Below are 12,724 nucleotides of genomic sequence, written 5' to 3' on the forward strand. Positions count from 1 at the left end.
GGGTAATGCCTCCTTGGAACCGTTTAACGGTCCGGTGTGGCCCGCGTCGAAATACGACTCACGCCACACGGCTGCGCAGGAGGCGTTGCCCGCGTTCACCCCCTTCCCTTCAGGGAAGGGGGCCGGGGGGGTAGGTCCTCCCCCCTACTCCGAGATCATCTTGAGCAGCGTGGACCGCACGTTCGCCGCCAGCGCCGGCGCCAGCCACCGGTCGAAGCCGCCGTACACGTTCGACCACACGCGCTCGACCACCGCGTCGTGCATCTCGCCGGTGCCGAAGTCGTACTGCCGGCGCACCGGCTCGTCGCTGAACCAGCCGCGGCGAACGACCGTCTCCGGCGGCAGGTACTCGCGCGCTGGGCCGCTGCTCGCCCGCACCATCACGTCCGGGCCGTCGCCGGTTTTGTCGTCGGGCCGTTTGATCTCGTGCCGCCCGGTTTCGCCCCAGAACCGTAGTTGCGCGCCCACGCCGCCGATTTCCAGAACGAGGCCGATGGTGCCGGCGGTTGTGTCGGGGGCGTGTTCTGCCGGCGCCACCGCGACCCGCTTGAACAACAGCTTCTCCGGGTCCCTGAAAAAGTAGTTGTCGTTCACCCACACCGTTTTCGGCAGGTTCGGGTCCGCTGCACGGCCGAGCGGGGCGCGCTCGGGCGGCGTCGCGGGCGGGTCGTTCGGGGCCGGCAACGCGTAGCGGAACACACGCACCGTCATCCCGTGCTCGTGCGCGATCGCGCGGTAGGCGGCGGCCATCTCCGCGAGGTTCCCGCGGTGCTCGGAGAACAGCGCGAGTGTGACGCGATCCCCCTCCGGTGCGCTCAAGGCGTACAACCGAAGGAGCAACTTGTCCCAGGCGCGGTTCGCTTCGTCGAGCCGCTCCTGAATCTCCCGGGCGGGCGGTTCCGCCGTTTCGTGGAACGCGATCACGGTGGCGTCCTCGAGCGCGAACGCGGCGTCCCGCTGGCGCGCGACCTCGTCGGCCAGTTCCCGGAGCCGGCCGAGCTTCGCCAGCGCCTCGGCCTCCGCGCCGCTGATCTTCTTCTTTGCGGCCTGCCTCTTGAGGATGCGGACCTCTTGCTGCGCGAGCTGGTACACCTCGTTGTTCAGCTCGCGCACCGCGGACGACGCGGCCAGCACCTGGTGCCACCGGCGCATCACCTGCGCGCCGGCCGCGAGCTTCCCGCTCGGCCCGGACGGCTCACGCGCCGATTTCGCCCGCGCCCCCTGAAGGGCGCGCACGGCGACGATCGGCACGCCGTCCGCCACGCCCACCTCAACGGCCAGCGGCACGTTGCCGGCGTGCCGGTTCATCTGCCGGGCGAGCGGCGCGAGCAGCTCGCGCTCCATCGCCCGCTTCAGCGGGCGCGCGCCGTACCGCGGGTCGTAACCGACCGCCGCCAGGTGGTCCAGCAGCGCCGGGTCCGTCGCGAGCGACAGGTCACGGAACCGCACCCCGTCGCGGCCCTGCACCTTGTGCCACTCGCGGTCCGTGATGCCGCGGATCACCTCCGGCCCGAGCGGCGCGAAGGGCACGATCCGGTCGAGCCGGTTGAACATCTCGGGCCGCAGGAACTGCTCCACCGCCCGCGCGAAGTGCTCCTGCGATTCGGTTTTCCCGACCGCGCCGGTCAGGAACCCGGACGAGCCGCGGCGGAACGAGTCCGCGCCCAGGTTCGACGTGAGGATGACGACGGTGTTGCGGAAGTCCGCGAGCCGGCCGCCGGCGTCCGTGAGGCGCGCCTCGCCGAGCGCCTGGAGCAGCAGATCGAAGAACGAGTGGTCCGCCTTTTCCACCTCATCAAGGAGCAGCACCGCGAACGGCTGCTCGCGCACCCTCGCGGTGAGCAGCCCCTCGCTCCCGAACGCCCCGCCGACGAGCCGGCGCACCGACACCGGGTCGGCGTACTCGCTCATATCGAACCGCGTGAGCCGGTCCTTCGAGCCGAACAGGAACTCCGCCACCGCCTTCGCCATCTCGGTCTTGCCGACGCCCGTCGGGCCGATGAACAGCAGCGACGCGATGGGCCGGTTGGGGCGCGTCAGCCCCGCCTTCACGGTGGCGAGCAGGTCCGTCACCAAGCTCACGGCGTCGGGCTGGCCGATCACGCGCCGGGCGAACCAGTCGTGCGTGGCCGCCAGGTCGAGGGGCACCGACGGGTCCAGGACGGCGCGCGGCAGCCCGGTTTCGCGCGTGAACGCATCGTACACCTCGGTTTCGGTGATCGGCTCGCCCTTGGCGCCGTCGCGGATCAGGTTTTCGAGGAACCGGAGCGGCCGGCCCGGGTACGCGGAGTACGTCGCGTACCGGCGGTGGAGGCGGTCCGTTGCGGCGAGCGCGGCCGGCTCGGTCACGCGGCGGGCGTTGTCGCGTGCGAAGCTCGCGAGGATCGCGCGCCCCTTGGCGGTGCCGGGCTCCTCGACCGTGATGTGCCGGAACGCGTCGAGCAACTGCGGGTCCAGCTTCTCGATGAGCGGCAGTTGCTCGGGGGTGCATTCCGCGACGCACAGCAGCTCGCCGCGGCCGATCGCCGGGCGCAGGAACGTGGCGAGGCCGGACGAGTTGTGCTCGCTCTTGCCCACCTCGAGCAGTTCCACCAGGGGGCCGAAGTGGATCACGGCCTTGCGCTTCGTCGCGTCCTTGATGAGGTCCTGGCACCGCTCCTGCCACATGCCGAACCCGGTCTGGCCGGCGACGACCCGCGCGCCGCTGGTCTGGAAGACCGGGGCACGCGCCGACGCGCGCCAGCGGCGGGCGAGTTCGCGCACCGCGGCCGTTTTGCCGACCCCGCTCGGGCCGATCAGCAGGACGCTTTGCGTCGGGTTGCCCGTCAGCGCGCGGGTGAGTTCCGAGACCGTCTCATCGGCCTCGTAGGTCTTTTCGTCGTCGCGCCCGAGAAGTGTGGCGATCTGTTGCAGCAGCGTGAGCTTTCCGTCCTGCTGATCGGTTTCGGCGCGGATCGCGCGGTCCTTGAGGGTCGGGATGCGGACGGCGAGCGCGTGGGACTCCACGGCGAACCCGAGCGTGGTCTGAACGCCGGCGACCGACTTCAGGTTCACCGACAGGTTCAACCGCCGCAGCGCCGCCAGCGTGTCCTTCTGGAGCAACCGCACGAGGTTGTCGGCCGGGTCCGCGATCACCTCGATCCCGAGTTCCAGAACACGCGCCAGGGTGTAGCCCTTGAATTGGGGCGCGCTGGGGCCGAACGGCGCTCCGTCTGGGTCGGAGGGGCTGTCCGAGGCGCTCTGATCCCACACCGCGGCGTGGAACGTGAGCAGCAGCGGGTCGCGCCAAGCTTCGTTCGTGCGCGGCGGGGACAGTTCCAGCGTGAACGTGAGTTCTCGTGCCGCCCGGGAGCGGCGCCGCCGGAGCAGCGTTTCGGGATCGAGTTTGGGAATCAGCTCAGTGAGGTTTCGCCGCGCGGCCGTACCCGCAAGGGCGCGGTTCGCCCCGAGGCGAGCGAGTTCGGGGAAGAACAGCGGTTCCGCCAGCACCGCCCCGGGGCCGAGCTTGCGCAGGGCGAGGGAAACGGGGAACTCGATCTCAACCGCCATGAACGCTCCCGGAACAGGATCGCACAGTGTGACGCATCGGGACAGAGGGGGCAAGTGGGTGCCCGGTTCGGTGCGCCGGATCGGAACAAACGCGCGCCGAATTTGTTCCAATTCGTGTATGTGGTACGGGCCGAGCGGCTACTGAATGGGTAGGAGGGGGCCATGTCGCACCGCACCGCCCGTTTCGTCGCAGCACTCGTTCCCGAGCGCGAATTGCCGACCGATGCGGAACTGCTCGCTCGGTTCGCCGCCGGGCGCGACGCCGGCGCGTTCGAACTGTTGGTCTGGCGCCACGCCGGGCTTGTGCTTCGCGTGTGCCGCGCGGCCCTCCGCGACCGGCACGCCGCGGAGGACGCCGCTCAAGCCGTGTTTTTGGCCCTGGCCCGTCAGGCCGGCTCGGTCGGTCGGTCCGGGACCGCCGCCGGCTGGCTGTTTCGGGTGTCGCGTCGGGTGTCTGCTCGGGCGGCGCGGCGCCGAGTCGCGGTTCCTGTGCCAGCTTCCGATCTCGACGCGCTCCCCGCGCCTGACGCTCCTGAACCGGACCGTGACGCCGAACGCGCGGTTCAGGAGGAGGTCGCGCGGCTGCCGGAATCGCATCGGGCGCCGGTGCTTCTGTGCTTCTTTGAAGGGCTGACCCACGCCGAAGCGGCCCGGCGGCTCGGTGTTCCCGTCGGCACCGTGGCGGGGCGGATCGCGCGGGCCAAAGAGGTTCTGGCCGTCCGGCTGAGGCGGCGCGGCCTCTCGCTCGCCGTTCTCCCTTCAGCCGGTGTTCTGATCGTTCCGGCGTTCGTGTCGGCCACCGCCCACATCGCAATCACCTTTGCGGCGGAAGGCCGCGTCGGTGTGCCCGGCCCCGTTCTCGAACTCGTCAATCAGGAGTTGCGCGTGATGGCCCTCAAGAGAGTGCTCGGCGGCGCTGCCGCGCTCGTGCTGGTCGTGGCTGGTGCGTGCCTGAGCTTCGGGATGAGCGGGCCGCCCGAACCACCCGCCGCGCCTACCCCGGCCCCGCACGTGGCGGCCGAAAAGCCGCCTGCTCCGAAGGTGCCGGCTCCGGTGATCGGCAAGGCGTTCGCTATCGCCCCGATCACCACCGACCTCCAGCGTCAGCTCATTCGCGGCGCCGGGGCCGACTCAGCGGTGCTTCTGATTGTGGACGCGCAAACGCTGCTAAAGGACGATAAGACACTCGATGTCGGCGCCCTTCAGCTCGCCGAGATGCGGAAGGGCCTACGAGCATTCCGGCGAGCGAAAGGCCAATCTGTCGCCCACAGCGCGGTTCACTATCCGTTCGGTCGCGAAATATCAGGTGACAGCGCGGACGCGCTCGATTTCGTGCTCGCCGGTGCGGCGCGCGCTGAAGAGTTCGCTCCGGTTACGCCGCTCGGATACCACACCGTACACAACCAGGCGTTCGATTTCGTCAAGTACATCAGCCCACTGAAGGAGAAGGCGGCGGGCGACACGGCCGAGGTTGGCGTGGGTGACGAGCGGGTGGTTGCGTACCCGGTGCGAACGCCGCTCAGTCAGGTGTTGACCGGCTCGGTCAGCGGAGTGCTCATCGTAAAAACGCCGGTCATGTGCCAGGGGGACGTGTGGCAGGCGGACGGCTTGGGGGCATCGGTCCGGGGCACACTCGAAAAGCTGAAGCTGGCCAAGGGCAGTCGGGTCTACTTCTCGCTGAACGTGCAAGGGCGGAACCCCAAGGCGACCGACCAACTGCGGCTCGACTGTGCGGAGTGGGCGAAAGACGCCGGATTAGAGTTGTGGCAGACCAGCTATTAAGTGACAGCCCGCGTGTTTGTCTTTGTTCTTGTGGCACAGACATTCCTGTCTGTGCGACTTTAAACCTCGTTGCCGCACAGACAGGAATGTCTGTGCCACAAGAAACAAAGACAAAGAGGAGTTCGGTCTGCTTCTGGCGTATCGCCGGACCCAGCCGGGCCAATCCGTTTCGGCCGCTCGTTCGTCGTACCCGTGTGGCGCGTTTCACCTCCCGGGAGTCATCTCCGATGAACAAGCTCCTGCCGGTTGTTGCGGTCGCGGTCCTCGTCGGCGTGTGGGCGGTGCCCGCACCGGCAGCGGACGAGAAGAAGCCGCTCAAACACCTCGAAGGGCAGATCTTCGACCAGATCCTGGCCAAACACCAGGACCTGACGTTCGATCAACTCAAGGGCCGGGCGGTCAAGCCGCGCGCGTATTCGGGGATCGACTTCGACCCGACCAAGACTGCGCACTTCGACACAGTGAAAACCAAACTCGGCCTGACCGACGACGAACTCGCTCTCTTCAAGAAGGCCGGCTTCGTATCAATCGACCAGAACCGCCGGCACTCGTTCGCGTCCGCGTACTTCCAGATCTACTCGGCCGACCTGCCGGTGCTGGTCACCACGGATTCCGTTCTGCACGCAATGCACAAATCCTACGACGACATCCTGATGGATATGGAGCGTGCCGTCTTCGTGCCGACGGTTCGCCAGATTCTGGCCGACACGCACGCGAAGCTCAGCGCGCCATACGCGGGCGGCGCGGCTCCCGAGAGCGTGGCGGACGTAGACCTGTACCTGACTGTCGCGCGGAACCTGCTCGAAGGCGCCGGGGCGCCGGCCGACGAGGTCGATTACGCCAAAAAACCGACGTGGGACGGCAAGCTGAAGGTCCGCTCGAACCACGGTCAGGACGAGGCCGTCCAGGCGCTGCTCTCCGAGGTGCGGGAACTCAAGCTCAAGGCCCCCCACGTGGGCTCGGCGCCGACGAAGATTTACGGCGGCGAGCGGTACCCGGACTTCTCGCAGTTCCGCCCGCGCGGGCACTACACGAAGGCCCAGGAGCTGAAGAACTACTTCCGCTGCATGATGTGGCTCGGGCGGGTCGATTGCGGCTGGAACGTGCTCCCCACGGACGACACGCCGGGCGTCAAGGCGAACAGTGACCGTGAGCTGACCGCCGCCATCCTGTTCTGCGAAGCGCTGAAGGAGTCCGGAAGCCTGAAGGCGCTCAAGTCGCTCGACGACATCATCGGGTTCATGGTCGGGCGCAGCGACAACCTCACCGTGTTCGCGCTGCTCGACGTTTGCGCGAAGCTGGGAACCGCTTCAGCGAAGGGAACAGTGAAGGACCTCGATAAGGTGAAGGCGGAACTGAAGAGCGGCAAGCTCGCGGCCCAGATGATTCGGTCGCAGCTCGTACTCTCGGACATCGGTAGTACGATCAAGGTCCCGCCGCCGGCGGTGTTCCAGGTGTTCGGTCAGCGGTTCATCCTCGACTCGTTCGTGCTGTCGCAGGTCGTGTTCGACAGCATCGTTTTCAAGAACCAGAAGATGCAGCGGATGATGCCCACCGGGCTCGACGCCCTGGCCGCGCTCGGTAGCGACGAGGCCGTGCTGCTGCTCGAACCCGAACTGAAGCGGTGGAACTACTCGGCGAACCTGCTCGCGTGCCGCGACTTTATCAACCTGCATCCGGAAACGTACTGGAAGAGCAACCTGTACGTGCTGTGGCTCGACTGCCTCCGCGCGCTGAACGCCGACATGACCGGGCACAAGCGGTTCCCGCAGGCGATGCGGTCGAAGGGGTGGGCCATGAAGCAACTGAACACCCAGCTCGGCTCCTGGGCGGAACTGCGTCACGACACGATCCTGTACGCGAAGCAGTCGTACACCGGGATGGTCACGTGCGAGTACCCGGCGGGGTACGTCGAGCCGTACCCCGAGTTCTACGCGAAGGTGAAGTTCTTCGCGGACGAGGCCGGCAAGCTGTTCGCCGCGGCGGAGTTTCCCGGTCTGAATGCCGAAGCGAAGAAAGGCTACGTCACGTTCTTCCGGCAGTTCAGCGCGACGGTCGGGCAGTTAGAAACGCTCGCGAAGAAAGAACTGGCGGGCGAGGCGTTCACCGACGCCGAGAAGGCGTTCATCAAAAAGACGGTGGACGCGCGGGGCGGGGGGAGCGGCCCGCCGCGGTACGACGGCTGGTACCCGAAGCTGTTCTTCAACCGCGACGAGTGCGCGAAGTGGGCGCCGGTGGTGGCCGACGTTCACACCGACCCGGCGTCGCAGAGCTGCCTGGAAGTGGCCGTGGGCGACACCATGTTCGGGGTGATCGCGGTCGATAACGACACGGACCGCATGACCTACGTCGGCCCGCTGTACTCGTACTACGAGTTCCGGCAACCGGTCGATAAGCGGCTCACCGACCCCGAGTGGCACCAGATGATCGCTCAGGGCAAGGTGCCCGCGCGCCCGGAGTGGACCCGGGAGTTCGTGGCGCCCACTCGCAAGGCCGGGACAGGCCGGTGAGCGCCGCCGGCTACCGCAGGAACAGGCGGTAGACGGGGTTCTCGGTTTCGTCGACCCATGGGTACCCCAGCGTGTCGGCGAACGCGCGGAACGCGGTCGCGTCGGGCACCTGGACGCCGACCAGGATGCGGCCGTAATCCGCCCCCTGGTTGCGGTAGTGGAACAGGCTGATGTTCCAGTCCGGGTGCATGCTCGTCAGGAACTTGACGAGCGCGCCGGGCCGCTCCGGGAACTGGAACCGGTACAGCCGCTCGCCGCTGGCCAGCGGGCTGGGGCCGCCAACCATGTGCCGGATGTGGTCCTTGGCCAGGTCGTCGTCCAGCAGGTCGAGGGCGGCGAAGCCGCTCTCGGTGAACGCCCGGCCGGTGGCCGCCGCTTCTCCCCGATCCGTCACCGCCAGGCCGACGAACACGTGCGCTACCCGCTCGTCGGAGATGCGGTAGTTGAACTCGGTCACGTTCCGCCGCCCGATCACCTCACACAGCCGTCGGAAGCTCCCGCGCTCTTCCGGGATGGTGACCGCGAACAGCGCCTCCCGCCCCTCGCCCGCTTCGGCCCGCTCGGCGACGAAGCGTAGGCGGTCGAAGTTCATGTTCGCCCCGCAGGTGACCGCCACCAGCGAGCCGATGTGTGGGCCGTGTTCGGCCGCGTACTGCTTGACGGCGGCCACCCCCATCGCTCCCGCCGGTTCGAGCACGGTGCGGGTGTCCTCGAACACGTCCTTGATCGCCGCACACACCGCGTCGGTGTCGACCTCGATGAACCCGTCGGCCAGTTCGCGGGCCAGCCGGAACGTCTCCTCGCCCACCTGCTTGACGGCCGTGCCGTCGGAGAACAGCCCCACGTCGTTGAGTCGGACCCGCTCCCCGCTACGGACGGAGCGGGCCATCGCGTCGGAGTCGGTCATCTGCACCCCGATCACCTTGATCTCGGGGCGCACCGCCTTGACGTACGCCGCCACCCCGGCGAGCAACCCGCCGCCGCCGACCGCGACGAAGATCGCGTGGATCGGGTCCTGGTGCTGGCGGAGGATTTCCATCCCGACGGTGCCCTGGCCGGCGATCACGTCCGGGTCGTCGAAGGGGTGGACAAAGGTGAGCCCGTTGGCGGCGCCCAGTTCGGCCGCGTGCTGGTAGGCGTCGGAGTAGCTGTCGCCGTGCAGCACGACCTCGGCCCCGAACCCGCGGACCGCGTCGGACTTCAGCCGCGGGGTGGTGACCGGCATGACCACCACGGCCCGGCACCCGAGCCGGCGGGCGCTCAGTGCGACGCCCTGGGCGTGGTTCCCGGCGGACGCGCACACGACCCCGCGGGCCAACTGGTCGGCGGGCAGCCGAACCATCTTGTTGTACGCCCCGCGGAGCTTGAAGCTGAACACCGGCTGCGTGTCTTCCCGCTTGAGCCAGACAGGTGTGCCGAGCCGGGCCGAGAGCTTCTCCGCGCGCTCCAAAGGGGTCTCGACCGCGACATCGTAGACGCGCGCGGTCAAAATCCGCTGCAGGTATTCCCAGAGGCGAACGTCCATCCCAGCTCTTCCGAAAGAGGCCCCGTCGTCGCGGCGAGCGCCGCGTTCTGACCTAATAGGAAGGACCGCGCTGCGAACCACCCGCAAAGTCACTCGGCGGCAAAATAACGGTGCGCGGAGCCAGCACATAACACGTTCGGCCCGTTCGCGCGGGGCGAACGGGCCGAGTCGTTACTTACACGGGCGAGACGGGCTTCAAACGTGGGCGCGAGGTATTCGGTCTCGGCTACCGCTGCGGCCCGCACGGAAGAGATCCGTGCTTCGGTGCCCGTTTTGGATTTGCCTTTGTGGCACAGACATTCCTGCCTGTGCGGCCTTCTCGCGCCGCACAGACAGGAATGTCTGTGCCACAAGAAACAGACACAACCAGTCGGACTGTGAATGAGGAGAGCCGCGCTTCGGTGCCGGCGGCTACTTCTTCTTCTTGAGCGTGTCTACCTTCTTGTCGGCGTCTTCGAGTTCCATTCCGTCTTCGCCCTTGAAGGTGACGGTCAGGTCCTGCTCGATCTTCTGCTCGTTCAGCGACAGTTTTAGGGCGATTTTTTTGCCCGTGAGCTTGTAGGTGCCGTCGAGCTTCAAGTCCTTGCCCTCGTTGTTGATCGTCACCAACAGCTTTCCATCTTTGGCGAACTCGATCACCGTTCCGACGGGCGTGTCACTGGCGGATTTCGTCACCTCCCACTTGCCGAGCAGCTTGGGGGTGTCGTCGGCTTTCGCCGGGACGGTCCCGACGAGCCCGAGCGCCGCGAATGCGAACACGGCGGCCAGAAGGGTCTTCATTGTGGTCGTTCCTTGAGCACTGCGTTTGGCCCGCCCGGGCGCCGGATGCGCCCCGGGCGCGTTATGCTACGCGGCGGGTCAATGGCGCGTCATGATGAACGTGCGTGGTTACGCGGCCCGCGCCCGGCCGAGCATGAACTGAACCGCGTTCGCGATGTCCGCGACCTCCGCCAGCGCGCCGGGGCCGGTGTCCCCGCAGGCGAGCTGCTTCGTCACCGGGGCCACCACCCGGAGCGTCGGGCTGCGGTCGTTGATCTGCTGGATCAGCGCGTCGTCGGCGAGGTGCGCCGGGATGTGGCCGGCGCCGGCGTCGGCCGCGAGGGCGCGCAGGTGCCGCCGCGTGAACGGGTGCTGCCACATGAGGGTGTTCATCGCGGGGGCCATGACCACCGGGCGGGCGAGGTCCCAGGCGCGCCACACGCACGTCAGGCAGTTGTCGCACAGCCCGACCGCCAGCTTCGCCAGGGTGTTGGCGTCCAGCGGCGCGAGGGCGAAGACGTCCGCCCACTTCCGCAGCTCGATGTGTCGCACCGCGTCGCCGCGCTGGTAGAGCTGCCCGTCCGCGCGCCCGGGCCATTCGTCCTCGTCGAGGGACAGCACGCCCGCGGCGCGGAACGGGGCGGGGTCGAAGAAGTACGTTGCGGCGCTCGTCGCCACGATCTTGACCGCGTGCCCGGCGCCGGTGAAGGCGTCGTAAAGGGCGGGCACGCGCACCGCCGCCACGCTGCCGGTCGCCCCGAGGAGTACGTTCGCCATGTTGCTACGTCCGCTTCTGGTAAAGGTCTTCGAGGGCCAGCACCAGCCGGTCGGGCAGCTCGCGCCGCGTAACCCGCTCGTACCGGTCGGTGACCGGCCCCAGGTACGCCCAGTGCGCCTCCCCGTCGACCGTGGTCGCGACGATCACGTCGGCCGCGGACTGCTGCCGCGACGCCTCCGCGGTGTCGACGAGCTGCTGCTCGCTCAGGCCGGCCTCGGTCTCGAACTTGACCAGCAGCCCGGGGAAGCCCCACGGGTGCCGGATGCGGTCCGCGAGCCGGGGGGCGCGCAGGAGGCGGACCCACAGCTCCGGCTCCGCGCCGTTAATTTTATCGGCCGCCTGTTTCGCGAGGGTCGGCGCGCCGGTGCGGGCCTCCCACTGTCCGGTCCGGGCGTTGAAGAACGTCCCGGCCGCCGGCGTGAACGCGCCACCCGAAAGGTAGTCGCTGACCGACGCGGCATGACATACCACGTCGAAGGCGGTGACGCGAAGTTGGTTCTGCAAAATCGAGGTCAGTTCGTCGTAGGTGTGGTAGGGCAACACGGAGAACCGCTCGCCCGGGTCGCGCGGGTTGATCCCGTGCTCGAGGAGGGCGTCGGGCCGCGAGGTGACGAGCGTGACCGTGTGCCCGCGGCCCCACGCGGTGCGGGCGACCACGGTGCCGGCCCGCCCGGGGTGCGAGTTGGTGACGCAGCGGACCCGGTCGACGGGCGCGTGCGTGCTGCCGGCGGTGACGAGAAAGTTCATGGCGGGCGGCGCCGTGAGGGGGGCGACACCGTTAGGTTAGCGGATTCGCCGCGCGAGCGCTAAGCCGCCCGGCGCACTTCGGCCGCGCCCTCCAGCCACCGCACCGTTTCGCGAACGCCGTCCTCCAGCGCGGTCGAGGGGGCGTCCCACCCGGCGCCCCGCAACTTCGACATGTCCGCCTGTGTGAAGTTCTGGTACTTGCCCGCGAGGTCCGCCGGCATGTCGACGAAGCCGATTCGCGGTTCCAGCCCCAGCGCGACGAACACCGCGTGCGCGAGGTCGTAGAAGGTCCGCGCCGCGCCGCTGCCCGAGTTGTACACGCCGCCGGGCGCCGCGTTCCGCCACAGCCACAGCATGTGGCTCACGCAGTCGCCCACGAACACGAAGTCGCGGCGCTGGCCGCCGTCGGTGAACGCCGGGTCGGTGGAGCGGAACAGCTTCATCTCGCCGGTCGCCTTCACCTGCTTGTGCGTCTGGAACACGACGCTGGCCATGCGGCCCTTGTGCGGCTCGCGCGGCCCGTACACGTTGAAGAACTTCAGCCCGGCCCACTGCGGCGGCGCCGCGCGCCCGGCGGCCACCTCCGCGAGCGCCCAGATGTCGAAGTCGTTCTTGCTCTTGCCGTAGAGGTTGAGCGGGCGGAGTTCGTGCGGCGGGGTGCGGTCGTCGAACCCGAGTGTGCCGTCGCCGTAGGTCGCGGCGCTGGAGGCGTAGAAGAGCGGCTTCCGCCGTTCCGCGCACCAGTTCCAGAGGTGCCGGGTGTACTCGACGTTGTTGCGGGACAGGTAGTCCCAGCTCGTCTCCGTCGTGGAGCTGCACGCGCCGAGGTGGAACACCGCGTCCGGCTCAACGCGCCCGGCGCTCAGGTCGTCCAGAAAGTGGTCGTGCCGGCTGAACCGGAACCGCGACAGCCCGACCAAGTTGGCGGCCTTCGCGGGCGTCAGCTCGTGATCGACGAGCAGGAGCGCGTGCCCTTCGGCCGCGAGCGTGTGCGCGAGGTTCGAGCCGATGAACCCGGCCGCGCCGGTGACGGCGATCATGGTGCCCCTCCGTGGTGCTTGGAAGAACCGAAGA

The 12,724-nt window shown here is 68.4% G+C and carries 8 protein-coding genes; 2 read left to right on the forward strand and 6 right to left on the reverse strand.

All coding sequences use genetic code 11. The annotated features are described in order from the left end of the window. Positions 1 to 144: 144 nt before the first annotated feature. The gene (locus tag GobsT_RS09815; RefSeq protein WP_010047536.1) at positions 145 to 3,549 is read right to left on the reverse strand and encodes an AAA family ATPase; all 3,405 of its coding nucleotides are present in this window, start codon (positions 3,547 to 3,549) and stop codon (positions 145 to 147) included. A 162-nt stretch (positions 3,550 to 3,711) separates the two neighbouring features. On the opposite strand from GobsT_RS09815, the gene GobsT_RS09820 reads away from it, so the two are divergent. Next, on the forward strand, positions 3,712 to 5,331 hold the full coding sequence (locus GobsT_RS09820; protein ID WP_010047535.1) for a sigma-70 family RNA polymerase sigma factor: 1,620 nt from the start codon (positions 3,712 to 3,714) through the stop codon (positions 5,329 to 5,331). Positions 5,332 to 5,558: 227 nt separating this feature from the next. Next, the gene (locus GobsT_RS09825; RefSeq protein WP_010049312.1) at positions 5,559 to 7,841 is read left to right on the forward strand and encodes a DUF3160 domain-containing protein; all 2,283 of its coding nucleotides are present in this window, start codon (positions 5,559 to 5,561) and stop codon (positions 7,839 to 7,841) included. Between the two features lie 10 nt (positions 7,842 to 7,851). Here GobsT_RS09825 and ilvA read toward each other — a convergent pair whose 3' ends face one another. The 5 genes from ilvA to rfaD form a co-directional block, all read right to left on the reverse strand. Continuing rightward, the gene (ilvA, locus tag GobsT_RS09830; RefSeq protein WP_010049313.1) at positions 7,852 to 9,366 is read right to left on the reverse strand and encodes a threonine ammonia-lyase, biosynthetic; all 1,515 of its coding nucleotides are present in this window, start codon (positions 9,364 to 9,366) and stop codon (positions 7,852 to 7,854) included. 411 nt (positions 9,367 to 9,777) lie between these two features. After that, complete coding sequence (locus GobsT_RS09835; protein ID WP_010049315.1) at positions 9,778 to 10,146, reverse strand: TIGR03066 family protein; 369 nt, start codon at positions 10,144 to 10,146, stop codon at positions 9,778 to 9,780. Positions 10,147 to 10,254: 108 nt separating this feature from the next. Then, a complete protein-coding gene (locus tag GobsT_RS09840; RefSeq protein ID WP_010049317.1) occupies positions 10,255 to 10,902 on the reverse strand; it encodes a flavoprotein in 648 nt (215 codons plus the stop codon). Between the two features lie 4 nt (positions 10,903 to 10,906). Further along, a complete protein-coding gene (locus GobsT_RS09845) occupies positions 10,907 to 11,650 on the reverse strand; it encodes a phosphopantothenoylcysteine decarboxylase domain-containing protein (protein ID WP_010049319.1) in 744 nt (247 codons plus the stop codon). Positions 11,651 to 11,709: 59 nt separating this feature from the next. Continuing rightward, positions 11,710 to 12,690 (reverse strand): ADP-glyceromanno-heptose 6-epimerase, encoded by a 981-nt coding sequence (gene rfaD, locus GobsT_RS09850; protein ID WP_109571174.1) that lies wholly within the window; start codon positions 12,688 to 12,690, stop codon positions 11,710 to 11,712. Positions 12,691 to 12,724 lie beyond the last annotated feature (34 nt).

It is taken from the genome of Gemmata obscuriglobus, assembly GCF_008065095.1.
Classification (GTDB): Bacteria; Planctomycetota; Planctomycetia; order Gemmatales; family Gemmataceae; genus Gemmata; species Gemmata obscuriglobus.